We start from the raw sequence: 23,270 nt of genomic DNA, 5'->3' as shown, positions 1-23,270 counted from the left end.
GACTCGCTTGCCGGACGGCGATCCGCCGCACCGCGCATCACATGGCGCGCGCATCGGTTCACAGGACGTGCTCCTGCATGCATATGCGGATCGCCTCCGCGCGCGTGTGCACGCCCAGCTTCTTGTACACGTTGTTCATATGCGTCTTTACGGTGCCTTCGCTCAAGTGCAGCAGGTGCGCGGTGGCCTTGGTGGTACGGCCCTTGAGGTATTCGCGCATCACCGTGATCTCCGTGTCAGTCAGCCGCATGCGTATGGGCCAGTACGAATCCTGCGTCCACGTGGCGAGCTCGTCGTCGCCGATGATGCGGCCGATCAGCTGCACGTACTCCTGTACGCTTGCCTCCTTGCGGATCGTCGCGGCGATTCCCGCCTGCCGCAGCTGTTCCTGCGTATACCGGTACTGGAATGCGGACATGGCGAGCACGCGCAGCTGTGGATACAGTGCCAGCAGCCGTTCGGCAAGCTGCTTGCCGTCCATTCCGGGCATCATCATGTCAGTGAGCACAAGTTCCGGCCGCATGGCCGGGTCGGCGCACAACCGCAGCGCCTCCTGCGCGGATCGCACGTTCCACAAGACGCTGAGCGGCGTGGGACTCGCCGTGAACATGTCTTCCAAGGCACGTCCCACCAGCGGATCGTTGTCGACGATGCCGATGACCGCATGCGGCCTGCGTGCGTCCGTTCCTGTTGTCGTGTTGCGCTGCCCGGTCATGATGCGTCACCTTCCTTTGTGCCTGTAGTTACCTGCGTATGCAGCGGCACATGGATGTACACCGTCCATTCGCCGTCCTCGGCGGAACGGTTGAACTCGCCGCCGAGGCGCAGTGTTTCCATGCGCAGGGTCTCCAATCCGCTTCGGGTCGACTTCACCGGGAAGCGTTCCGAAGACCGTTCAGGCGTCTGCGCGGATGACTGGTCGGCAGGCCGACGAAAACAGCTGACGGCATTCGAGTTGGCATCGTTCGCGGGCCCGTGTTCTTCCTCCGTTATGGAGTCCCGCATCGGATTCGACGCCATGACCGTGACGCCGGCCTCCGTGGCACCGCCGTCTGCATCAGGAGCGTTGATGACATCGGCGCATGCGGCTACATTCACCAGTAGCGTGAACGGTCCCGGCCTGCCGTATTTGAGCATGTTGCCGGCGAGCTCGCGGACGGCGTCGGCAAGGAACCGCAGCATGGGCTCGGTCAGCCCCACGATATCGCCTTCCAACTGCGGGACGCCGGTGAAGCCGTCACGGTGCAGGCGTTTGCCAGACGTCGCCATGACCTCATGCAGCTGTTCGATGGAGGACACTTCCGCCATGGTATCCCTTGGCTGCCGCGCAGCCTCCGAATCACCGCTTTCCGCGGCTTCGGGCATCAGATCATGCTTCACGGGGACGATGATTCGCTGCCGAATCTCCTGCAGGCTCTGGTCGATGATCAGTGAGATCTCCAACACCGCCGCCCTGTCTTGATCGCTGAGCGCATGCCGCGAACCATCCGAAGCCGGGTTCTCGTCCAATAGCAGCGAGCATCGCGACGCCGCATACGTGAGATTGTTCGCCACGGAGTCATGCAGCACATGCATGAGCATGAGCTGCTGCTCCCGCCGTTGCGCTCGCTCCTCTTCCGCCACCCGTTCACGTTCCATCGTATGCGCCCAACGGATGATCGCACCCACAGTCCAGGCGAGTGCGAGCGGCATCAGGTTCTCAAGTACCAACAAAACCGGGTATCCGGGGCTGAAGGTCAGGTCGAACAATATCTCGACGGCGTAAGCCAATACGCAAATGGCTGATATCGCACCCGCGATGGTGATACGACCCCAGCGGACGACGAGCACCGCGCTGGCAAGCAGCATGGGCTCCAATCCGGAAACATACCCGGCGCCGCCGAACGGGGCGACCGCCATGAGCAGGTTCACGACGAGCAAGGCGACAGCGAACGGCACCGGCCATAGCGGCAGTAGGATCGTCAGCACTGATACGATGGCGTACTGCGCTATGTCGATGCCGTACAGTCCTTCGGTGTTGAACCACTCGAGCATGAACAGCATCAGCGAGAACGCGGCGGCTCCCCATAGCATCATGGCTTCGCGACGGTCACGGACGATGTCGTCTGCATGGCCAGTTCGGCCAGCATTCGCATTCCCGGTCATAATTCGCTCCTGTCCCATAGGTCGGAAAACACCGTTTCGAACGTCACTTATCGATGCGTTCGATTCGATAGGCGATCTCATAGCTCGCGTTATGCACCGGTTCGATGCTCACCACGCTGAGCCCCGAGCCGGTCACGTCGATATCCTGCGTAGCGGTCGTGTACGGGTCACCACCACAACTTTGGAGCGTGCTCTGCGTCTTGTCGCCGATGACGAACGTATTCTTCGCCTTGCCTGAACCATGGCAATACGTGGACAGCCGGTATGTCCCCGGCTTCAACGGCACGTCGTCTTCATTGCGGATGGTCCGCCAGTTCTTACGTCCTTTCGTGTCGACGGTATAGCTTGGCGTGGCTCCCATCGAGATGATGCCCTCGTCTGTGACATCGCTGATGCCGGCGGCCTTGTCAAGCGAGTCCACGATGTCGCGGGCTGCAATATGGAACGAACCATCATCGTCCTCCTCGGCAGTTGCGACCTGTCCTTGCTTAGATTGCACGGCCGTCTGCGTATCCCGCCCGAGTACGATGCCACCGGACGAAACCCATATGAGAAGAACGGCGATGACTGCGATCACCGCGCTAATCACTGCGATGACCCGAGTGTTGAAGCGTCGCATGGCTTCCTCCTTTCGCTCACCTGAACGGCATGTACAGGACTTGTGGCTTCAGTATGCCATGCAACAAAAAGCGACTTGCCATGCAGCCTCATACGAATGGTCAGACTTTTTTCAAACGTTAATGCGCTGGGCGTGCTGGTGGTTGTCGCAATGACAACCACCAGCACGCCCAGCGCATTTGAATCAATGGTGAACGCATCTCACGACACATCGTGATGGCGTCGGCTGCCTGAGCTGGATTCTTGTCTGCCCAGTTTCTTCCAATCGGACATCAGAAATATGAATATGATGCCTTCAATGGATACGAGCATGCTATACAGTATGCTGGCCCAGGTCCATGAGTATGTCGGATTCGCTCCATCGGTTTGAAACCATACGATAGAGGTAACAGAGAACAGTACAACATCGATGATCACTGCGGGAACACGATATGGCGCGCACCATCGTATCAAGGCGTCCATGACCCGATTGCCACGTTGATACAGCGCAGGATGAAGAAGAATCAAGCCAGCGCATCCTGCAACGAAATAATGGCCGATTGCAGCAGCATCCACTTGTGTTGCGTGATCGTCCGGCCATGCCAGGGTAGCGGTAGCCAAGGCAAGTCCCAACGCAAGGCTTGTCCAGCGATGCCGATCAAGGAAATCAGAAAATGCGTGCATGGAGCATCAGTACCTTGATATATACCGGTACATAACGGGATAACCACCATTGTTTGGAATCATGGTGATTTTTACTCCGTGTATTTTCTTTCGCAGGATTAGAGATGATGATTCTCCGTCCCGCTCTATCACAATCTCCACGGTAGAGTTCACATCGTTCTCTTGGGCATACGCCGCTGACGGGGCAATCATGGCCAAAGCGGCCAAACATGCGACCAGTGTCATAAGGCGACGTTTCATTGCATGACTCATCGGTTATTCCTTTCTTCAATCGTCCGCATTCAAACGAACATGCGCAATGATGCCATCATGACACACGCGACTTGCCATGCAGCCTCATACGAATGGTCAGACTTTTACGGGAATCGTTTGAACCGCGCAATCCAATGCCGGCATGCCGAATACAGGAAAGCCCCCGTCATGAAGGCGGGGGCTTTCCTAGGCTTAAGGTTGTCCGACTCGGAACCGTCAGCGCGGCAGCATCATCGGACGCTGGGAGGCGACGATCGGCGACGGCAGTTCGGTGGAGCCGGTCAGGTACTCGTCGACGGCGGCCGCGCAGGAGCGGCCCTCCGAGATGGCCCACACGACGAGGCTCTGGCCGCGGCCGGCATCGCCGGCGACGAACACGCCGTCCTGCGAGGTGGCGAACTTGTCGTTGCGCGCCACATTGCCTCGCTTGTCGAGCTCGACGGGCAGCTGGTCCATGAGCGTCGTGGTGTCCGGGTGCAGGAAGCCGACCGAAATCAGCACCAGATCGGCGGGCAGCACGCGCTCGGTGCCGGGCTGGCGGGTGAACGGGCCGTTCTCCCCCGGTGCCACGTCGACCACGCGCAGGCCGGTCACATGGCCGGTCTCGTCGGCGATGAAGCCTTCGGTGGCGGTCGAGTTCTCGACATGCACCTTCGACTGCTCCTCTTCGGAGCCGATGAAGTTCACCGAATCGGTGCTGTACATGTAGGTGCCGCCCTCCTCCATCGAGGAGGTCTTCTGGTACAGGCGGGCGAACGTCGGCCACGGCTGGTTGTCCGGGCGCGAGCTCGGCTCCTTGGGCATGATCTGCAGCACGGTCACGTCCTTGGCGCCCTGGCGGATCGACGTGCCGAGACAGTCGGAGCCGGTGTCGCCGCCGCCGATGACGATGACGTGCTTGTCCTTGGCGGTGATGTCATGCTCGGGCTTGACGCCGTATACGCGGCGGGTGGCGTCCGGCAGGAAGTCCATCGCGAAGTGGATGCCCTTGAGCTCGCGGCCGGGCAGCTTCATGTCGCGCGGCACTCGCGAGCCGATGGCGACGACGACGGCATCGTAGCGGGAGCGCAGGTCATCCCATGTGATGTCCTTGCCGATCTCCACGCCGGTGCGGAAGCGCGTGCCCTCCGCCTCCATCTGCTTGACACGGCGGTCGAGCAGCCGCTTGTCGAGCTTGAAGTTCGGGATGCCGTAGCGCATGAGGCCGCCGATCGCGTCGTCACGCTCGTACACGACGACCGTGTGGCCGGCACGCGTCAGCTGCTGTGCGCAGGCCAGGCCCGCGGGGCCGGAGCCGACGACGGCGACCGTCTGGTCGGTGAGGCGCTGCGGCGGCAGCGGCTTGACGTAATCGAGGTCCCACGCCTGGTCGATGATCGTGCACTCGTCGTTCTTGATCATCGTCGGCGGCTGGTGGATGCCGAGCACGCACGCCTGCTCGCACAGAGCCGGGCAGATGCGGCCGGTGACCTCGGGGAAGTTGTTGGTGGTGGACAGGCGGTTGTACGCGTCCTCCCACTTCTCCTGACGGACCAGGTCGTTGAACTCGGGGATGATGTTGCCCAGCGGGCAGCCGGTCATGCAGAACGGGGTGCCGCAGTCCATGCAGCGGGCCGCCTGTTCGGTGGTCCACGGCTGCAGGCCGGACTCGGCGTGCACGTCGAGCCAGTCCTTGATTCGCTCGGCGACGGGGCGTTCGGCGAGTTCTCGGCGGGTACGGACCTTCAGGAATCCACGTGGATCTCCCATGTCAGCGCGCTCCTTCCATCACGTGCTCGTAGACCTGTTCCCAGGCGCCGGGCGCATTGAAATCGATGTTGTCCTCTGCGGCCTGCTTCATGGCCGCGGTCATGGCGAGGTAGTGTTCGGGGACGACGTGCGTGAAGCGCAGCACGGTCTCGTCCCAGTTCTCGAGCAGTCCGGCCGCGAATGCTGATCCGGTCTCCTCGGCGTGGCGCTTGACCAGATCGTGCACGAGCGCCTTGTCGGCGTCGTCGAGCGGGGCGAACAGCAGGGAGCCGTTCTTGGCGGCCTCCGGGTTGACCTGCCGCATGTCGAGGTCGAGCACGTACGTGTCGCCACCGGAGAAGCCGGCGCCGAAGTTGCGGCCGGTGGGGCCGAGCACGACGACCTTGCCGCCGGTCATGTACTCGCAGCCGTGGTCGCCCACGCCTTCGACGACGAACGTGGCGCCCGAGTTGCGCACGGCGAAGCGTTCGCCCGCGCGGCCGGCGACGAACATCTCGCCGGAGGTCGCGCCGAAGCCGGTCACGTTGCCGGCGATGACGTTCTCGTGCGGGTCGAAGCTGACGTTCTCCTCGGGGCGTACGATCAGGCGGCCGCCGGACAGGCCCTTGCCGGCGTAGTCGTTGACTTCGCCGTACACGCGGATGGTCTCGCCGCGCGGGATGAACGCGCCGATGGACTGGCCGCCGGCGCCGTGGAACGTCATGTCGATCGTGTCGTCCGGCAGGCCTTCGGCTCCGTAGCGGCGGGTGATCTCGTAGCCGACCATCGTGCCGAGCGTGCGGTTCACGTTGCGGATCGGCATCTCGATGCGCACGGGCTCCTTGTTCTCGAGCGCGTCCTGCGCCATGGCGATGAGCTTGTTGTCGAGCGCCTTGTCGAGCTCGTGGTTCTGCTTGATCGTGTTGTGCAGGATCGTGCCGGGAACCGGGCCGGGCTGCATGAGCACGTTGGTCAGGTCGATGCCGTCGGCCTTCCAACGCTTGATCGCCTCGTTCTGGTCGAGGCACTCGACGTGGCCGACCGCCTCCTCGAGCGTGCGGAAGCCGAGCTCGGCGAGGATCTCGCGCACCTCCTCGGCGATGTACATGAAGAAGTTGATGACCGACTCGGGCTTGCCACGGAACCGGGCGCGCAGCTCCGGATCCTGGGTGGCGATGCCCTGCGGGCAGGTGTTCTTCTGGCAGGCGCGCATCATGACGCAGCCCTCGACGATCAGCGCGGCGGTCGCGAAGCCGAACTCCTCGGCGCCCAGCAGCGCGGCGATGACCACGTCGCGGCCGGTCTTCAACTCGCCGTCGCACTGCACGACGATGCGCGAGCGCAGGCCGTTGAGCACGAGCGTCTGCTGCGTCTCGGACAGGCCGATCTCCCACGGGGTGCCCGCGTGGCGGATCGCGTTGAGCGGTGCCGCGCCGGTGCCGCCGTCATAACCGGAGATCAGCACCACGTCGGCATGGCACTTGGCCACGCCGGCCGCGATCGTGCCGACGCCGAACTCGGAGACCAGCTTGACGTGGATGCGCGCCTTCGGGTTCGCCATCTTCGCGTCGTTGATCAGCTGCTTGAGGTCCTCGATCGAGTAGATGTCGTGGTGCGGCGGCGGGGAGATGAGCTCCACGCCCGGGGTGGCGTGGCGGACCTTCGCGATCCACGGCGGGACCTTCGCGCCGGGCAGGTGGCCGCCCTCGCCGGGCTTGGCGCCCTGCGCGAGCTTGATCTGCAGGTCGGTGGCGTGCACCAGGTAGTCGGAGGTCACGCCGAATCGGGCGGACGCGATCTGCTTGATTCGGCTGTAGCGCAGCGGGTCGTTGATGCGGTCGTCGGACTCGCCGCCCTCGCCGGAGTTGGAGCGCGCGTCGAGCGTGTTCATGGCGATGGCGAGCGTCTCGTGCGCCTCCTGCGAGATGGAGCCGTAGCTCATCGCGCCGGTGGAGAAGCGCTTGACGATCTCGCTGGCCGGTTCGACCTCGGAGATGTCGATCGGCTTGCGGTCGTGCTTGAACTTCATCAGGCCGCGCAGGGTCATGATGCGGTTGGACGTGTCGTTGATATGGTGCGAGTACTTCTTGAACATCTGGTAGTCGCCGCGCGCGGTCGACTGCTGGAGCAGGAAGATGGCCTCCGGGTCGTTGAGGTGGTCCTCGCCGGTGCGGCGCCACTTGTATTCGCCGCCGGTCTCCAGGTTGAAGTGCGGCGCGGCGGTCCACTGGTTCGGGTAGGCGACGCGGTGGCGGATGGCCACCTCCTCGGCGATCTCGTCGAGGCCGACGCCGCCGACCTGCGAGACGGTGCCGGTGAAGTACTTGTCGACGACCTCCTTGCTCAGGCCCACGGCCTCGAACAGCTGGGCTCCGCGGTAGCTCATGATCGTGGAGACGCCCATCTTGGCCATGATCTTGAGCACGCCGACGGACAGCGCCTTGGTGAGGTTCTTCACGGCGGTGTGCGCGTCGACCTTGAGGTAGCCGGTGCGCGCCAGGTTCTCGACGGACTCGAACGCGAGGTACGGGTTCACGCAGGCGGCGCCGTAGGCGATGAGCAGCGCGACATGGTGGATCTCGCGCACGTCGCCGGCCTCGACGGCCATGGAGATCTGCGTGCGCGTGTGGCGGCGCAGCAGGTGGTGCTGCACGGCCGCGGTGAGCAGCAGCGACGGGATCGGGCCCCACGTGTGGTTGGACTCGCGGTCGGAGAGCACGATGAAGTTGCTGCCGTTCGCGATGGCCTCGTCAACTTCGGAGAAGATCTCCTCGAGACGCTCCTCGAGCGCCTTGCCGCCGCCTGCCACCTGGTAGAGGCCCTTGACGACGAACGGACGGTAGTAGCCGCCGAGCACCTTGGCGCGGTCGAGGCGCTTGAGCTGCGCCATCTCGTCGGAGTTGATGACGGGCAGCGGGATGAGGATCTTCTTCGCGTGCAGCTCGCTGTCCTCGAGCAGGTTCGGCTCGGGGCCGATCGCGGATTCGAGCGAGGTGACGACCTCCTCGCGCTCCCAGTCGAGCGGCGGGTTGGTGACCTGCGCGAACTTCTGGTGGAAGTAGTCGAACAGCATGCGGCTGCGCTTGGAGAGCACGGGCAGCGGGTTGTCGTTGCCCATGGAGCCGAGCGGCTCCTTGCCGGTGTTGGCCATCGGCGTGAGGAGGAGCTTGAGGTCCTCCTCGGTGTAGCCGAACGCGCGCTGGCGGCGCTGCACGGACTGGCCGGAGTGGCTCACGTGCTCGCGCTTGGGCAGGTCGCTCATCTCGACGGAGTTGCCTTCGACCCACTGGCGGTACGGGTGCTGGGAGGCGAGGGACTTCTTGATCTCTTCGTCGGGGATGATGCGGCCCTCGTCGGTGTCGACCAGGAACATGCGGCCGGGTTCGAGGCGGCCCTTGGACACGACGTGGCGGTCGTCGATCTCCGGCAGCACGCCAGCCTCGGAGGCGAGCACGATGTAGCCGTCGTCGGTGAGCTGCCAGCGGCCGGGGCGGAAGCCGTTGCGGTCGAGCAGCGCGCCGACCTGCGTGCCGTCGGTGAAGATGATGTCGGCCGGGCCGTCCCACGGCTCGATCAGCGTGTTGTTGTACTCGTAGAACGCGCGCACGTCGGGGTCGAGCTGGTCGTTGTTCTCCCAGGCGGGCGGCAGCATCATCGAAATCGCGTGCGGCAGCGAGCGGCCGGCGAGGTGCAGCAGCTCGAGGCATTCGTCGAACGTGCCGGAATCCGAATAGCCGGGCGTGGTGATCGGCAGCAGCGGCTTGAACTCGCCGAGCAGTTCGGAGCTGAGGCGGCCTTCGCGTGCGGACAGCCAGTTGCGGTTGCCCTGGATCGTGTTGATCTCGCCATTGTGCGCGATAAGGCGGAACGGCTGGGCGAGCGGCCAGCTGGGGAACGTGTTCGTGGAGAAGCGCGAGTGGACGATCGCGACCTTCGCCTTCATGCGCTGGTCGCTCAGGTCCGGGAAGAACGGGGTGAGCTGCATCGTGGTGAGCATGCCCTTGTACGTGATGGTCCGGGCGGACAGCGACGCGAAGTAGATGCCGACCTCATGCTCGACGCGCTTGCGGATGCGGAACGTCTTGCGGTCGAGTTCGATGCCGGCGAGCTTGCCTTCCGGGTCGGCGACGACGAGCGTCTTGAAGCTCGGCATGGAGGCGAGCGCCTGGAGTCCCAGCCCGTCGGGGTTGGTGGGCACGACGCGCCATGCGAGCACGTCGAGTCCCTCCTCGCGCACGATTCGGGCGATGGCCTGCTCCTGCTGGCCGGAGGTGGCGATGTCGCGGTCGAGGAACGCGATGCCGGCCGCGTAGTGGCCCGCCTCGGGCAGATCGACGCCGACGGTGGCGCGCATGAACTCGTCGGGCATGCTCATGAGGATGCCCGCGCCGTCGCCCGTGTTCTCCTCGGCGCCGACTGCGCCGCGGTGGTTGAGGTTGACGAGCACCTCGATGGCGTCGTCGATGATCTTGCGTTCGGGCCGCTTGTTGAGCGTGGTGACCATGCCAACGCCGCAGGCGTCGTGCTCGGAGCCGGGGTCATAAAGTCCTTGCGATTTGCGTATCGTCAAATCAAGTGGAGCGTGGAAAGTCACCGAAACCACCTTCATATCGTTTTGGCAGGGCGGATTCCCTGCGGTTCTTTTCACCAATGCGTAGACAGACTACCGCCCGGTTATGTCAAATACGTTTCGCCGTCCATATACCGGCTATCCGTTTTTGTCAATACCCAATTTCGTGGAGGTTCCGTCGGCGTTTCGCGCAGGCGCCGCACTCACTCGCCGGACTCGCCGTCGTAGGCGAACGGCAGGTGCATGAACTCGGGCACGCGGTACCAGCGGACCGGATAGCCGGCGCCGTGGGCGCAGAACACGGAGTCGGGCGTGTTCTCCATGTCGGCTTCGGCGTTGTAGCCGGCCTTGGCGACGACCGCGTCTTCGTCGTGGCAGGGCAGGTAGCCGCCGAACGTGCAGGTGAGGTGGCCGCGGCCGTGCGTGTAGGCGTTGACGTCCATCGCGTAGCCGCGCATCTCGGAGGCGGGGCACGAGCCGGTGAGCACGGCCCGCTCGCCGTCCATCGCCGGGGTGTCGAACATGCCGGACATGCGTTGCACGTCGGCCATGGCGCGGCCGAGCATGTCCTGGGGGATGTCGAGCCGGTAGCGGTACCACGGTTCGAGCACACGGCACCAGCCGCTGCCCTTGGGGCTGCGGATGTTCGGCCGTTCGTCCACGTCGCCGTCCGGCGCGTCCGCGGCCTCGGCGTCGGCGGCCGTCGAGTCCTGTCCGTCGCCGGCGTGCAGGGCTGCGGCCGCGGCGAAGTCGCGCTCGTACCATGCGCTCATCAGGCCCTGGCGTATCGCCCGGTAGGTGGCCTGGCGGAAGTCGCCGCCTTCGGTGTGCTTCTCGTGCGCGCGGCCAGTGAGCAGGGTGATGCGCACGTCGGTGAGCGGGAATCCGGCCATTGGGCCCAGATGCTCCTTTTCGGCGATGTGCGTCATGATGAGCCGCTGCCAGTTGCGCGCGAGCGTGTTTTCGCTGCAGGCGGTGGCGGCCGTGACGCCGCTGCCCGGCTCCGCCGGCTCGATCAGCACGTGCGCCTCGGCGTAGTGGCGCAGCGGCTCGAAGTGGCCGACGCCCTCTACCGCGTGGGTGACGGTCTCCTTGTAGAGGATGGAGCCGGGGCCGAACGTCACGTCGAGGCCGAACCGGTCGTGCAGGATCTGCTGGATGATCTCCAGCTGCACCTCGCCCATGAGCTGCACGTGGATCTCCTGCAGACGCTCCTGCCAGACCACGTGCAGCAGCGGGTCCTCGTCGTCCAGTTCGCGCAGCGCGGTCAGGCAGCGGTGCACGTCGTTGCCGCCGGGCAGCAAGGTGAACGTGAGCACCGGCTGCAGCATGGGTGCGGCGGCGTCACGGCACTCCCCCAGACCCTGCCCGGGGAACGAGCTGGTCAGGCCGGTGACCGCGCACACGGATCCGGCGGGCAGCGCGTCAACGGTCGTGAACTTCGCGCCCGAATACCAGCGCACCTGGTCGGCCTTCTCGTCGCCGTCGAGCACCATCTTCGCACGCAGCTCGCCGCCGGTGACCTTGAGCCAGGTCAGCCGGTTGCCCTGCACGTCGTGCGAGACCTTGAACACGCGCGCGGCGAAACGCTCCCCCGCTGCCGGCTGCCGCGCGTATCGTTCGATGCCGGCGAGCAGCGCGTCAACGCCGTCCATCTGCAGCGCGGCGCCGAAGTACACGGGGAACAGCTCGCGTTTCGCGATCATGGCCTGCATCGTGGCGGACGAGATCGAACCCGAGCCGAGCAGCTCGTCCATGGCCGTCTCGTCGAGCACGCCCACGTCCTCGCTGGCTTCTGGGGCGTCGCCGCCGTCCATGTCGATGCAGCCGTCGCCGAAACGCCGGCGCAGCGAGGCGAGCAGCGCGTTACGGTCCGCGCCGGGCGCGTCCATTTTGTTGACGAACAGGAACGCGGGCACATGGTAGCGTTCCAGCAGCCGCCACAGGGTCTCCGTATGACCCTGGATGCCGTCAGCGCCCGAGACGACGAGCACCGCGTAGTCGAGCGCGGGCAGCACGCGTTCGGTTTCCGCGCTGAAGTCCACGTGGCCGGGGGTGTCGATGAGCGTGATCGTCAGGTCGCCGGTCTCGATGACCGCGGGTTCGGCGTAGATGGTGATGCCGCGGGCGCGTTCCATGGCGTCGGTGTCGAGGAACGAGTCGCCGTGGTCGACGCGGCCGGCCTTGCGGATCTGGCCGGAACGGTACAGCAGCGCCTCGGACAGCGTGGTCTTGCCGGCGTCGACGTGCGCGAGGATTCCCATGACGATGTGCTTCTTCATGGGAACCCATTCAAAGACGTGCCCTGTACACGCTGGGCGCGGCGGCGGCAGCGCATGTACAGGGCACGGGTCAGGGCACAGGGCGCGGCGTCACTGCCGGTAGTAGCTCAGGAAGTCGGTGAGCTTGTCGACCGCGTCCTTGAGCACCTCGATGCGCGGCAGGTAGACGATGCGGAAGTGGTCCGGCTCATGCCAGTTGAAGCCGCCGCCGCGGGTGATGAGGATGCGCTTGTCGTGCAGCAGGTCGAGCGCGAACTGCTCGTCGTCGGTGATGTTGAACTTCTCCACGTCCAGCTTGGGGAAGATGTAGAACGCGGCCTTCGGCTTGACGGCGGTGACGCCGGGGATCGAGTTGAGCGCGTTGTAGATGTAGTCGCGCTGCTCGTAGATGCGGCCGCCGGGCACGATGTAGTCGTTGACGGACTGGTGGCCGCCGAGCGCGGTCTGCACGATCGACTGCGCGGGCACGTTCGAGCAGATGCGCATGTTGGTGAGCATGTTGATGCCTTCGATGTAGTCCTTGGCGATGGACTTGTTGCCGGACAGGACCATCCAGCCGATGCGATATCCGGCGATCATGTGCGACTTGGACAGGCCGGAGAACGTGACGCAGAACAGGTCCGGGGCCATCGAGGCGATCGACACGTGCTTGAGCCCGTCCATGACGAGGCGGTCGTAGATCTCGTCGGAGAAGATCATGAGCTGGTGTTCGCGGGCGAGGTCGACGATCTGCTGGAGCACTTCGGGCGGGTAGAGCGCGCCGGTCGGGTTGTTCGGGTTGATGAGCACGATCGCGACCGTGCGGTCGGTGATCTTGGCGCGCATGTCGTCGATGTCCGGGTACCATTCGGACTGTTCGTCGCACACGTAGTGCACGGCGGTGCCGCCGGCGAGGTTCACGCACGCGGTCCACAGCGGATAGTCGGGGCTGGGGATGAGCACCTCGTCGCCGTTGTCGAGCAGCGCGGACATGCACAGGTTGATGAGCTCGCTCACGCCGTTGCCGGTGTACACGTCCTCGATGCCCACGTTGGGCAGGTTCTTGAGCTGCGCGTACTGCATGATCGCTTTGCGTGCGGAGAACAGGCCTTTGGACGCCGAGTAGCCTTCGGTTTCGGTCAGCTGCTGCGACATGTCGTAGACGACCTCGTCCGGCGTGCGAAAGCCGAAGGGCGCCGGATTGCCGATGTTCAGTTTCATCACGTGCATGCCGGCCTGTTCCATGCGGGCGGCTTCGTCGACGACAGGGCCTCGCACGTCATAGAGGACGTTGTCGAGTTTGGTTGATTTGTTGAAGCGGCGCATGGTGGCTCCTTCCGGCTTTATGTTGGTTGCCGATTGGTTGGTGGATGTTGGGTTGGTGGGCGTTGTGGTGGCTGATGGGTGGTCGTGTGGGCTGTGCTGGGGCAGGTCCGGCATGGAGGATGCTGTTTCGCTGGACGTTGCTGAGGTGTGCGGTATCGTAGCGTCGCTCGTCTCCGTCGGCTGCCGGCCGTTGTCGCGGTCGCCGGCGTCATGCCGGCGTGCGTGTTCCGTATTGCCGACCAGCCAGTCGGGGTCGACGTCCAGCACTTCGGCGAGGAAGTTCAACGTTTCGGTGCGTGGTACCGTCTTGCCGGCGACGTACTGGCTGACGTGGCTTTTGCCGAGCTTGACGCCGGCCTTCTGCGCCGCACGGACGAGGTCGACCTGTTTGAGATGGCGTGCGGCCATCGTCTCGCGCAGGTGACTTGCGAACCGGTCGTTCATGATGTCTTCGTCACCGCCCTTCCCAATAGTTCAAAGTTCAAAATCGTTGGTTCAAACCATAGCACTGTCATGTGCGAGGAAACGCCGAAAAGTTCAATGAGTGGCCGATTGCCTATATCGGCATTGAACTTCCGTCCGCTGTGACATCCGCTCTTCATCTGTGCGCTTATACCCCTGAGGCATTGCGGGGCATGGCCTGCTGGCATTGGAGTCGCACCGATGACGGCCCTGCAGAACGAGTATTCGATGTGGTGGAGGAAGCCCGAGGAGGAGCTGATCCCCACGCTGGAAGAGCTGGGCATCGGACTCGTGCCGTTCAGCCCGCTCGGCAAGGCCATGCTGGCCGGCCGGTTCACCGCCGATTCCCGGCATCAAGCATGTCGACCGTCTGCGCCAGAACCTCGGCGGCACGGCCGTCACGTTCACACCGGACGAGCTCGCCGACATCAACCGGCATCTCGACTCCATCCACATCGAAGGCGCCCACTACCAGCCCACGCAGGAGGCATTGACCAACCACTGACCGACCTAACCGCCAGGCACATCGGCATGACGTTCGCCAAACCGTTCGCCATCCACGGCATGCTCACCGCCACCGACGCCGATTGAGCCTACAAAACTACTCGCATAATAGTAAAAACATGTGAAGGCTATGAATAATGCTAATATATGAGTATGTTTGATTTGCTTGATGAGCCCATGCCTGGCGATGTGATGGCAGGCGTCGCCGCCCGTATGGCCAAGCGTCGCAAGGATCATGGCATGACGCAGACCGCATTGGCCGGGAAATCCGGCGTGAGCCTAGGGTCGATCAGACGATTCGAGCAGCTTCATGAGATTTCGCTTGGAGCCTTAGTCAGTATCGCCTTTGCACTGCATTGCGAGCGGGATTTTGACGCGCTGTTCGCACAGCCGTATTACGCGACCATCGACGATGTCACCGCCGCATCACGACAGGGCAGGAGCCGCACATGACCAGCTCACTTCCATATCTTGATCGGGTTCGCGTCACATGCGCCGGAGAAACAGTCGGTACGCTCACCTTGTCGCCAAACCGCACTCTGGCGTTCGCCTACGATCGGACTTGGCTGATACATGGATTTTCCATCAGCCCGTTAAGCCTGCCGCTGCGGGAAGGCGTGTTCGTCGCCAAGCGCGATCCTCTGAACGGCATGTTCGGCGTATTCGACGACAGCATGCCTGACGGCTGGGGACGCCTGCTCACCGATCGGATGTTGCGACGGCATGGCATAGACCCGCATGCGGTTGGTCCGTTGCCGCGCCTGTCGATTGTAGGGGCAAGCGGCATGGGCGCGCTGGAATACGAACCTGCAACGACGATCGATGACGAGCACCCCGATGCGGTTGATTTCGACGCGCTCGCACGTGAATGCCTGCATCTGCTGAACACCGATTTCTCGGACGACCTCGATTATCTATTCGCGTTGGGAGGATCATCAGGCGGCGCACGGCCAAAGATCCTCACCACAATCGACGGAGAGGATTGGATCATCAAATTCCCCTCATCCGTGGATTCGCCCAATATCGGAGAGACCGAATACCGCATCTCATGTCTTGCGCGTGAATGTGGCATCATCATGCCAGAAACCCGATTGTTCCCGTCACAACATTGCGCCGGATATTTCGGAGTCAGACGGTTCGACCGCGCACGGCAAGCAGACGGCAGCAATCGCAAAGTGCATATGATATCAGCCGGCGGCCTGTTGGAGACCTCGCATCGCATCGCCAACCTCGACTACGGGCTGCTCATGCGGCTGACCATGCGCATGACCGATAGCGCAGAGGAATGCGAACGCATGTACCGACTCATGTGCTTCAACGTGTTCATCGGAAACCGCGACGATCACGCGAAGAACTTCTCCTACCTCTACGACCGGGAACACGCCGTCTGGCAACTCTCCCCTGCGTACGATCTAACGGAGAATCCAGGCATCAACGGCGAACACACCACAGCGGTCAACGGCAAGGGCCGCGGCATCACGCTCGCCGATCTGACCGGCATCGGAGTCAAAGCCGGCATCCCGCGCGCACGCTGCCTGTCCCTCGCCAAGGGCATGCAGGAACGCATTGCCGACGCCGGCTTTGCCGTGCGTGACTGATGCGATTCACAGACCCAGGCCGTCGACCCACCTGGCGAGCCTGGCCTCGCTTTCGGAGGCGGCGATGCGGCGGCCCGGAATCCAATGGGCTGCGGGCGCGGAGTCGTGCAGCTGCACGCCGTCGGCGCCGCGCGTGCTGGAACCGGACGTGGCGAACGTCACGATGGTCTTGCCCGCCCAGTCCTCGCTTTCGAGGAACGTGCGCACCACGCGCGGCGCGGTCTCCCACCACAGCGGGTAGCCGACGAACACCACGTCGTAAGGCTCCAAGCCGATTGGTTCGGCGAGCGCCGGACGCATGTCGCGGTGCGTGTGCTCCACGCTGGAGCGGCTGGCGGTGTCGCGCCAGTTGATGTCGGCGGCCGTGTACGGCTGGGCCGGCATGATCTCCTTGAGGTCCGCGCCGATCGCGTGCGCGAGGCGTTCGGCCACGGCTCGCGTGGTGCCGGTGGCGGAGAAGTAGACGACGAGCGTTCGCTTGCTCATGTCAGGCTCCTTGTCTTGGGTTTTGCTTATCAACCAACGTTGTATTGACTTCAAGCGCTTGAAGTCAATAGCCGTACATCGTCATGATATGGCGCGTGATAACGGCACCGTAAAGGCAGCTATAATTGACCCTTGCACGCCAATGCCAGCGAAGGAGCGAACAGCCATGACCGTGAACGACTACGACGTCACCGCCGATCTGACGCCCGAGGGGCGCGTCGAATGGGACCGCATGATCGCCGGCGAGGTCTATCAGGACTCGCACCCGGAGATCGAACGCAAGCGCGTGGAGGCGAAGAAGCTGTTCCGCGCCTACAACCGGCTCGACTACGATCAGGAGGCCGAACGCCGCGCGATCATGGAGCAACTGTTCGCCGCGGTCGGCGACGACGTGTTCATCGAACCGAACTTCCGTTGCGAGATGGGCCGCAACATCTCGATCGGCTCGCACGCGTACATCAATTTCGATTGCGTGATGCTCGACAACGCGCCGATCACGATCGGCGACTACGTATGGATCGCGCCGATGGTCGGCCTGTTCGCCACAAACCATGCGCTCGACTTCGAGGAGCGCAAGGCCGGCGCCTGCCAGGCCAGGCCGATCGTGCTCGAGGACGGCGTATGGCTGGGCGGCCATGTGACCGTGCTCGGCGGGGTGACCATCGGCCGCGGGTCTGTGGTCGGCGCCGGCTCGGTCGTCACCAAGGATATTCCGGCCGGCGTGGTCGCCGTGGGCAACCCGGCGCGCGTGGTGCGCCCGATCACCGAGGCGGACAGGACCGGCTTCTGCGAGCGCATCGCCGCGCGTGACGCGGCCTGCTGACCGGACTGCGTCACGCTGCCTGACGACGATCCGACCGGCGGTTCCTTCCGCTGGAGGGGACGCAGCGTCATACCGTCACAGCCGGTCTGCGATGAGCGAGCAATGTTGCCGGATCACCTCGGCGGAGGCGTGGAATCTCATCAGCTCCTCGCCGCTCAAATGCAGGTCGACGAAATCGCCCACGCCTTCACCGTCAAGCGCGACCGGCAGGGAGAGGAACACATCATGCTCGTCGTACTCGTATTCGCCACGGCCGAGCCGACGCTGCCGGTGCCGACGATGACGACCCTGCTTCTATTCGAAGTGACCATACGGCCACGCTAGCCCCGTCCGCCACCGTCGCCACGGTCATCGTCCACAATCCGGCGCCGAGGCAACGACAAGACCAATGCACGGCGGACCTGCCGCATGGCCGAAAACGACTGCCGCGCGGCGGGCATGCCCGCGCCAGGCGGTACGATGCATAGGACACAGCCTTCACATCGCCGTAAGGCGTACAAAACGTAAAGGAGACCACCGATGAAGACCCTGGTACTGGTGTTCCACCCCGATCTGAGCCGTTCTCGCGCGAACGCCGCGCTGCTGTCGGCCGCACGCGGACTGCCGGCCGACGAGGTGACCGTGCGCGACGAGTATGCGCTCTACCCGAACGGCAGAATCGACGTGGCCGCCGAACAGCGGCTCGTCGAGGAGCACGACCGCATCGTGCTGCAGTTCCCGCTCTACTGGTACTCCTCCCCAGCACTGCTCAAGGAGTGGGAGGACAAGGTGCTCGAATACGGCTGGGCGTACGGCACGGACGGCAAGGCGCTCGTCGGCAAGCAGATCATGGTCTCCACGACCGCCGGCGGACCGGAAACCGAATACCAGCCGGTCGACGAGGGCGCGACCATCGACGAGGTGCTCTCGCCGTACCGCATGATGGCCCGCTACACGCACGCGACGTGGCTGGAACCGTTCGTCGTGTTCGAATCGATGGAACTGGACGACGCGGCGCTCGCCGACGCGGGACGGCGCTATCAGAAGGCGCTGCTCGCCGAATAACCTTGGAGACCATAACGTTGGGGCCCGGTCGAAGACCATCGACCGGGCCCCAACGTTATGCCGTCCGCAAATCACCGGACAGCGGTGAAGAAGAACCGCGGGAACGGGAAGATGATGCTGCCGTCCGACTGTGTTGGATACTCCTTGCGGACCCGCTCGAACACCGCTTGCTCGAACGACGCACGTTCGCCGTCGTTCGCAAGTGCCTGCAGGTATGGGCGCAGTCCGGTGCCGCGGTACCAGTCCATGATGGCCTCGTGCGAGGGCAGCGTGTGCATGTACGTGACTTTCCAGATGCGGAACGATTCGGCGTTCGCGTGCAGCAGCTCCCAGTATTCGGGCGGCGTGAGGTTGTAGAACTCGCGGCTTTGCGGCAGCCGGTCCGCGTAATCCGGCGAGTGCACGATTTCGGCGATGATGCGGTGGATCGGCTCCTCGTAGTTCATCGGCGTCTGCACGGCCAATATGCCGCCCGGCCGCAGCAGGCCGAGCATCGCGGGGATGAGGTGCGCGTGGTCGGGTACCCATTGGATGCACGCGTTGGAGAACACGACGTCGAAGTCGTGCGGCAGCGCGGCCAGGTCGTCGGGTTTCGACACGTCGCATAGTGTGAAATCGATGTCCGGATGGGTGTCGCGCGCCGCGGCAATCATGTCCGGCGAATTGTCGACGCCGAGGATCGTCGCGTGCGGGTAGCGTTCGCGCAGTACGGCGGTGCTGTTGCCCGGCCCGCAGCCGATGTCGAGCACGCGCGCGACCGTGCCGTCGTCCGGTGGCAGTTGCGCGGCGAGATCGCGCGACGGCTGCATGCGTTCCGTCTTGAATCGCAGATACTGTTCGGAATCCCATACGACCATGCGATTCACGCTAGTCCCGACCGACCGCCATATCCATAACGCCGTCCGCATGGCGGTCACCGTCGTCCAGCGCCTCCCGATTCGAGGCTGGTGATGCGCACGGCCAATGCGGTCGGCACCAGTTTGGCGAACGCGTGATACAGCTTGTAGAACGCCAACGGCGTGTACTCGGCGCATCCGCGCTCCGCCTTCGACAGCGCCTTCGCCGTCTCCTGGTGCAGGTCGAGATACGGCAGCCGGGCGAGCTTGCCGGAAGCGGCACCACGCACGTTCATTTCGGTGTTCATGTTGCCCGGGCTGAACAGCATCACGTTCACGCCCCGCTCGCGCTCCTCCTCGTGCAATGCGCGGGCGAGCGAACGCACGTACGCCTTGCTCGCGGCATAGGCGGCCTGCCATGGGATCGGCGCGAAGGACGACACCGATCCGGTGATGATCGCGAAACTTCCGCGCTGCATGTACGGCAGACACGTGCGATTGACCATCGTCATGGCGGTCACGTTGAGGTTGATTATCGCGCGGATGTCGCCCGGGTTCATCTCTCGCAGCAATCCTTCACGCTCGTAGCCTGCGTTATTGATGAGTATGCGGATGTTCGGCTGCATTTCCTTCAGCAACTCGGTCAATTTCTCATACGATTCCGATGCGGCGAGATCCAGTGGAATGACCCGTATGCGCATGTGTGAATCATCGTACCGATCGGCGAGCGCACGTAATCGCTGTTCGCGTCGAGCGATGATCCAGATTTCATCGAGATTCCGGTAGCGTGAGACGATCGCTTCAACAAATGCCGCGCCAAGACCCGATGACGCACCGGTGACGATGGCAATATCCATTCGATAATTCCTTTGCACTCATATTTGCAGACTACTGAAGATTGATAATGTAGGTCGTCACTGCCGGCCTTTGCGCCGGCGCGGGGCGAGTGCGGCGGGGCCGTGCTGTTTGACGGCGAACAGGAGTGCGCGCATGCCGCCGATATGCGGTGCCGGGCGGCGGTCTTGCGCGATGCGATGCATCTGCAGTTCGAACCAGCTGATGACAAGGACGCCGCCGAACGTCTTGTCGAGCGATGTGATGCCGGTCGTGATGCGCGGCAGGTCGACGGAGCCTTGCCAGCCGTCGCGGATGATGCGGTTCGTCAGGTCGGGCATGAGCGCGAAGGGACGCGCGATGCCGATCATCTGCGTGATGTTGTCGTTCAAAGCTCGGTTCATGTCGGCGGCGTTGCGGAAGCCGCCGGTCAGGGCGACCGGCACGGTCAGTTCGCCTTTGATGCGGCGTGCGAAGTCGGTGAAGTAGACGCCGCGTCGGCGGTCTTCGGCGGCACCGTCGTTGGTCTGGATGACCGGTTTCGCATAGGTGCCGCCGGAGATGTCGATGAGGTCGACGCCACGCGCTTCAAGCTGCTTCATGACCCAGATGGATTCCTCCTCGTTGAAGCCACCCGGTGCATCATCGCGTTCGTTGACCTTGACGGCGATCGGCACGTCGGACGAGTTGAGCTTCACCGCGATGGGGAATTCCGGTCCGACTGCCTCGCGCACCGCTTCGAACACGTCGAACAGGAAGCGGGCACGGTTGGCGAGGCTGCCGCCGTATTCGTCGGTGCGGCGGTTGTCGAGCGGCGAGAGGAACTGGTTGATGAGGTAGCCGTGCGCCGCATGGATCTCCACGCCGGTGAACCCTGCCTTTTTGGCGATGCGCGCGGTGTTGGCGAACCGGCGGATGATGCCGCGGATCTGGTCGCGGGTCAGTTCGGTCGGCTCCGCGAAGAAGCGACCATATTCGCCGTCGATCTTGCCGGCGCTCGGTGCGAGCGGATGCGGGTTGATGGTGATGGGCGACTGACGGCCGGGGTGGTTGATCTGCATCCAGCAGTGCGCGCCGTTTTCGGTGCCGGCCGCCGCCCAGCGGCGCAGCATCGCGAGGTCGCGTTCGTCTTCGCCGGCGACGTTGCCGGGTTCCCCCAGCTGCGTGTGGTCGACCATCACGTTGCCGGTGACGAGCACGCCCGCGCCACCATGAGCCCATTCGCGGTACAGGCGCGCGTGCGCTTCGCTCGGCGCGCAGTCGCGTCCGGCGAGCGCCTCGTTCATCGCGGATTTGTAGAAGCGGTTCTTGACCGTCACGCCGCACGGCAGGGTCAGCGGTTCGGCAACGGATGCGTTCGCAGTGATTGTCGTCATGCGATTCACCTTTCATCAGTCCAGTTTTTTACAGCTGTCTAAAAAATACCACATAGATGGACATGTGTAAAATATTGGACTGTCGGCCATGATATGAAGATGAATGTCAGCGCGCAATCTCCGTGAAACGGCGTGAGGTAATGGAATCGCCTACTCGAACAGCGTCGCCCAGTCGGGATCGCGGTGGGCGGTAAAGCACATGGCGATTTGCTCTGCGGTGTTTCTTGTCGTGGAGAGTTGGGGCAGTTGGTCTTCAGCGAAGTAACGGATCTCCGTCGTCTCGATGTTTGGCTCGAACTGCCCATCAATACGGGTGCACTGTACGAAAAACTTGATCACCCCGTACGGGAAGGACAGGCCGTTATGGTTGGCGCAATCATGTACCGCGATAAGCTGGTCGGCGGTCACGTTGAGTCCGGTTTCCTCCTTGACCTCCTTGATTGTGTTGGATCGCACGGATTGGTCCTCGTCAACCCAGCCGCCAGGCAGCGACCATTCGCCGCTGTTTTCGTGCGTGAGCAGGATGCGGCCGTCCGCATCGAAGATTGCCGCCCTGGTGTCGAGTTTCGGAGTCGGGTATCCAGCGCTGATCAGCCCTCGTATGCGTTCGGCCGGCATATCGGACTGCATGGCGAGCATGTCGATCGCTATGTCGCGGATTCGTTCGTATCGTTCCCGGTCGAATGAATCATGGTTGTATACCAATCCGGTTTGGGCCAGTGCCTGCAATTCCTTGGCCCAGTCCAGCAGCATACGATTCGATGATGCCGGTGATGCAGCTGCCGATGACAGTGCTGACGTTGGTTCGTTCATAATGCGGTCTCCATTCGTTTCAGGATTGTCTGTGGCTTTGTCGTGATGCTCAGATGCGTTCCAGTTCGGCCATTGCGGCATAATGCAGCACATCGAACCGTTCCGGGGCGATGCGTTCGAGCAGCGCCATGTGCTCCCGCTCCCACGCTGCGATGTCGTGCACGGAAAGGGATGCGCCGATGCCACGGCATGCCTTTACTCGTCCGTTCCAGCTTTCGCGCGTGAACGGTACCGTGAGTTTGTATTCCTCATGATGGATGAGTGCAAAGCCGTCCGCATAGCAGGCAGGAATGTCGATCGGCCGCATGCGCTCCCCCGCGCCGCTCCAGTTCGGATTGTATTTCAGGATCAGTCGTTCGCTTGCCTCAGCGATCGGATCCTCGAACGGCAACCATGCCATGTACAGCACAAGGATGCGCCCACGCGGTTTGAGGATGCGATGCAGGATGCCGTGGATCGTCTCATGGTCGAAATACCAGAAGCATTGGCATGCGGTGATCACGTCGAACATACCATCGGGAAAATTGATATGCTCCGCCGGTATCGCCCGGTATTCGATGCCCATACCTTCGGAAAGCCGCCGTGCTTGGGCGATCTGCCGTTCGGAGATGTCAATGCCGACCCATGTCGCGCCATACCGTGCCATGGACCGCGGAATCACGCCCGTGCCGGTGCCCAGATCAAGGACATGCTGTCCGCCACGGCACAGCCCGCGCTCGAGGATTCGCTGGTAGAACCGCGCCGGATAGATATCGCGATACCGCGCGTATTCGTCCGATACACGTCCCCAATCAAAGGGGACGCCGTGATCGATGCTCTCGTCGGATATCATCCGGCCGCCTCCTAGTTGGATTCCTTGCGTCATGAGCAGATATACCAACTTAAAGCGCTCGAAGTCAATCATCACGATCCCCGGCACGTACCGTCACGG

The 23,270-nt window shown here is 63.3% G+C and carries 21 protein-coding genes; 6 read left to right on the top strand and 15 right to left on the bottom strand.

From position 1 onward, the window contains the following. Positions 1–58 precede the first annotated feature (58 nt). The 9 genes from F7D09_RS01280 to F7D09_RS01240 form a co-directional block, all read right to left on the bottom strand. Positions 59–715 (bottom strand): response regulator transcription factor, encoded by a 657-nt coding sequence (locus F7D09_RS01280; RefSeq protein ID WP_152233633.1) that lies wholly within the window; start codon positions 713–715, stop codon positions 59–61. Continuing rightward, positions 712–2,076: a sensor histidine kinase gene (locus F7D09_RS01275; protein ID WP_152233632.1), complete on the bottom strand. Its 1,365-nt coding sequence runs from the start codon at positions 2,074–2,076 to the stop codon at positions 712–714. Before F7D09_RS01275 ends, F7D09_RS01280 begins: the two co-directional genes overlap by 4 nt. A gap of 112 nt (positions 2,077–2,188) precedes the next feature. Further along, positions 2,189–2,764 carry a hypothetical protein gene (locus tag F7D09_RS01270; RefSeq protein ID WP_152233631.1) on the bottom strand — a complete coding sequence of 192 codons (576 nt, stop codon included), beginning with the start codon at positions 2,762–2,764 and terminating at the stop codon, positions 2,189–2,191. Positions 2,765–2,964: 200 nt separating this feature from the next. Then, complete coding sequence (locus tag F7D09_RS01265) at positions 2,965–3,426, bottom strand: hypothetical protein (protein WP_152233630.1); 462 nt, start codon at positions 3,424–3,426, stop codon at positions 2,965–2,967. 6 nt (positions 3,427–3,432) lie between these two features. Further along, complete coding sequence (locus F7D09_RS01260) at positions 3,433–3,678, bottom strand: hypothetical protein (RefSeq protein ID WP_152233629.1); 246 nt, start codon at positions 3,676–3,678, stop codon at positions 3,433–3,435. A 216-nt stretch (positions 3,679–3,894) separates the two neighbouring features. After that, entirely contained in the window at positions 3,895–5,427 is a 1,533-nt protein-coding gene (locus F7D09_RS01255; protein WP_152233628.1) for a glutamate synthase subunit beta, read from the bottom strand. Between the two features lies 1 nt (position 5,428). Then, positions 5,429–10,000 (bottom strand): glutamate synthase large subunit, encoded by a 4,572-nt coding sequence (gltB, locus tag F7D09_RS01250; protein ID WP_152233627.1) that lies wholly within the window; start codon positions 9,998–10,000, stop codon positions 5,429–5,431. Between the two features lie 179 nt (positions 10,001–10,179). Next, on the bottom strand, positions 10,180–12,258 hold the full coding sequence (locus F7D09_RS01245) for an elongation factor G (protein ID WP_152233626.1): 2,079 nt from the start codon (positions 12,256–12,258) through the stop codon (positions 10,180–10,182). 90 nt (positions 12,259–12,348) lie between these two features. Beyond that, positions 12,349–14,007, bottom strand: coding sequence for an aminotransferase class I/II-fold pyridoxal phosphate-dependent enzyme (locus F7D09_RS01240; protein WP_152233625.1), 1,659 nt, complete (start codon positions 14,005–14,007; stop codon positions 12,349–12,351). 219 nt (positions 14,008–14,226) lie between these two features. Here F7D09_RS01240 and F7D09_RS01235 point away from each other — a divergent pair, with 219 nt between their 5' ends. The 3 genes from F7D09_RS01235 to F7D09_RS01225 are packed head-to-tail and all read left to right on the top strand — an operon-like array spanning position 14,227 to position 16,127. After that, positions 14,227–14,616: an aldo/keto reductase gene (locus F7D09_RS01235; protein ID WP_226835820.1), complete on the top strand. Its 390-nt coding sequence runs from the start codon at positions 14,227–14,229 to the stop codon at positions 14,614–14,616. 60 nt (positions 14,617–14,676) lie between these two features. After that, positions 14,677–14,982, top strand: coding sequence for a helix-turn-helix domain-containing protein (locus F7D09_RS01230; protein WP_226835818.1), 306 nt, complete (start codon positions 14,677–14,679; stop codon positions 14,980–14,982). Beyond that, a complete protein-coding gene (locus tag F7D09_RS01225; protein ID WP_152233624.1) occupies positions 14,979–16,127 on the top strand; it encodes a type II toxin-antitoxin system HipA family toxin in 1,149 nt (382 codons plus the stop codon). Before F7D09_RS01230 ends, F7D09_RS01225 begins: the two co-directional genes overlap by 4 nt. A 6-nt stretch (positions 16,128–16,133) precedes the next feature. Here F7D09_RS01225 and F7D09_RS01220 read toward each other — a convergent pair whose 3' ends face one another. Next, positions 16,134–16,613, bottom strand: coding sequence for a flavodoxin (locus F7D09_RS01220; RefSeq protein WP_152233623.1), 480 nt, complete (start codon positions 16,611–16,613; stop codon positions 16,134–16,136). A gap of 166 nt (positions 16,614–16,779) precedes the next feature. Here F7D09_RS01220 and F7D09_RS01215 point away from each other — a divergent pair, with 166 nt between their 5' ends. From F7D09_RS01215 to F7D09_RS01205, 3 genes are all read left to right on the top strand, one after another. Continuing rightward, entirely contained in the window at positions 16,780–17,436 is a 657-nt protein-coding gene (locus F7D09_RS01215; protein WP_226835816.1) for a sugar O-acetyltransferase, read from the top strand. A gap of 102 nt (positions 17,437–17,538) precedes the next feature. Continuing rightward, positions 17,539–17,760: a hypothetical protein gene (locus F7D09_RS01210; RefSeq protein WP_152233622.1), complete on the top strand. Its 222-nt coding sequence runs from the start codon at positions 17,539–17,541 to the stop codon at positions 17,758–17,760. A 195-nt stretch (positions 17,761–17,955) separates the two neighbouring features. Next, complete coding sequence (locus F7D09_RS01205) at positions 17,956–18,480, top strand: NAD(P)H-dependent oxidoreductase (RefSeq protein ID WP_152233621.1); 525 nt, start codon at positions 17,956–17,958, stop codon at positions 18,478–18,480. 71 nt (positions 18,481–18,551) lie between these two features. Here the strand turns inward: F7D09_RS01205 and F7D09_RS01200 are convergent, their stop codons facing one another. The 5 genes from F7D09_RS01200 to F7D09_RS01180 form a co-directional block, all read right to left on the bottom strand. Beyond that, positions 18,552–19,337, bottom strand: coding sequence for a methyltransferase domain-containing protein (locus F7D09_RS01200; protein ID WP_152233620.1), 786 nt, complete (start codon positions 19,335–19,337; stop codon positions 18,552–18,554). Between the two features lie 56 nt (positions 19,338–19,393). Next, positions 19,394–20,173 (bottom strand): SDR family NAD(P)-dependent oxidoreductase, encoded by a 780-nt coding sequence (locus tag F7D09_RS01195; RefSeq protein ID WP_152233619.1) that lies wholly within the window; start codon positions 20,171–20,173, stop codon positions 19,394–19,396. 57 nt (positions 20,174–20,230) lie between these two features. Beyond that, positions 20,231–21,526: an NADH:flavin oxidoreductase/NADH oxidase family protein gene (locus tag F7D09_RS01190; RefSeq protein WP_152233618.1), complete on the bottom strand. Its 1,296-nt coding sequence runs from the start codon at positions 21,524–21,526 to the stop codon at positions 20,231–20,233. Between the two features lie 150 nt (positions 21,527–21,676). Continuing rightward, positions 21,677–22,339, bottom strand: coding sequence for an NUDIX hydrolase N-terminal domain-containing protein (locus F7D09_RS01185; RefSeq protein WP_152233617.1), 663 nt, complete (start codon positions 22,337–22,339; stop codon positions 21,677–21,679). A gap of 49 nt (positions 22,340–22,388) precedes the next feature. Further along, the gene (locus F7D09_RS01180) at positions 22,389–23,243 is read right to left on the bottom strand and encodes a class I SAM-dependent methyltransferase (protein ID WP_226835814.1); all 855 of its coding nucleotides are present in this window, start codon (positions 23,241–23,243) and stop codon (positions 22,389–22,391) included. Between the last annotated feature and the right edge of the window lie 27 nt (positions 23,244–23,270).

Source organism: Bifidobacterium leontopitheci, from assembly GCF_009193355.1.
Lineage (GTDB): Bacteria > Actinomycetota > Actinomycetes > Actinomycetales > Bifidobacteriaceae > Bifidobacterium > Bifidobacterium leontopitheci.
This window is presented reverse-complemented; position numbering and strand designations above follow the sequence as displayed.

What these genes read in the sequence shown, in the direction of transcription:
- F7D09_RS01280 (WP_152233633.1), bottom strand. Translation starts at nt 715, where the DNA reads ATGACCGGGCAGCGCAACACGACAACAGGAACGGACGCACGCAGGCCG.
- F7D09_RS01215 (WP_226835816.1), top strand. Translation starts at nt 16,780, where the DNA reads ATGACCGTGAACGACTACGACGTCACCGCCGATCTGACGCCCGAGGGG.
- F7D09_RS01275 (WP_152233632.1), bottom strand. Translation starts at nt 2,076, where the DNA reads ATGATGCTATGGGGAGCCGCCGCGTTCTCGCTGATGCTGTTCATGCTC.
- F7D09_RS01195 (WP_152233619.1), bottom strand. Translation starts at nt 20,173, where the DNA reads ATGGATATTGCCATCGTCACCGGTGCGTCATCGGGTCTTGGCGCGGCA.
- F7D09_RS01255 (WP_152233628.1), bottom strand. Translation starts at nt 5,427, where the DNA reads ATGGGAGATCCACGTGGATTCCTGAAGGTCCGTACCCGCCGAGAACTC.
- F7D09_RS01180 (WP_226835814.1), bottom strand. Translation starts at nt 23,243, where the DNA reads ATGATTGACTTCGAGCGCTTTAAGTTGGTATATCTGCTCATGACGCAA.
- F7D09_RS01245 (WP_152233626.1), bottom strand. Translation starts at nt 12,258, where the DNA reads ATGAAGAAGCACATCGTCATGGGAATCCTCGCGCACGTCGACGCCGGC.
- F7D09_RS01240 (WP_152233625.1), bottom strand. Translation starts at nt 14,007, where the DNA reads ATGAACGACCGGTTCGCAAGTCACCTGCGCGAGACGATGGCCGCACGC.
- F7D09_RS01200 (WP_152233620.1), bottom strand. Translation starts at nt 19,337, where the DNA reads ATGGTCGTATGGGATTCCGAACAGTATCTGCGATTCAAGACGGAACGC.
- F7D09_RS01235 (WP_226835820.1), top strand. Translation starts at nt 14,227, where the DNA reads ATGACGGCCCTGCAGAACGAGTATTCGATGTGGTGGAGGAAGCCCGAG.
- F7D09_RS01185 (WP_152233617.1), bottom strand. Translation starts at nt 22,339, where the DNA reads ATGAACGAACCAACGTCAGCACTGTCATCGGCAGCTGCATCACCGGCA.
- F7D09_RS01190 (WP_152233618.1), bottom strand. Translation starts at nt 21,526, where the DNA reads ATGACGACAATCACTGCGAACGCATCCGTTGCCGAACCGCTGACCCTG.
- F7D09_RS01260 (WP_152233629.1), bottom strand. Translation starts at nt 3,678, where the DNA reads ATGAGTCATGCAATGAAACGTCGCCTTATGACACTGGTCGCATGTTTG.
- F7D09_RS01265 (WP_152233630.1), bottom strand. Translation starts at nt 3,426, where the DNA reads ATGCACGCATTTTCTGATTTCCTTGATCGGCATCGCTGGACAAGCCTT.
- F7D09_RS01205 (WP_152233621.1), top strand. Translation starts at nt 17,956, where the DNA reads ATGAAGACCCTGGTACTGGTGTTCCACCCCGATCTGAGCCGTTCTCGC.
- F7D09_RS01270 (WP_152233631.1), bottom strand. Translation starts at nt 2,764, where the DNA reads ATGCGACGCTTCAACACTCGGGTCATCGCAGTGATTAGCGCGGTGATC.
- F7D09_RS01220 (WP_152233623.1), bottom strand. Translation starts at nt 16,613, where the DNA reads ATGAGCAAGCGAACGCTCGTCGTCTACTTCTCCGCCACCGGCACCACG.
- F7D09_RS01210 (WP_152233622.1), top strand. Translation starts at nt 17,539, where the DNA reads ATGTTGCCGGATCACCTCGGCGGAGGCGTGGAATCTCATCAGCTCCTC.
- F7D09_RS01230 (WP_226835818.1), top strand. Translation starts at nt 14,677, where the DNA reads ATGAGTATGTTTGATTTGCTTGATGAGCCCATGCCTGGCGATGTGATG.
- F7D09_RS01225 (WP_152233624.1), top strand. Translation starts at nt 14,979, where the DNA reads ATGACCAGCTCACTTCCATATCTTGATCGGGTTCGCGTCACATGCGCC.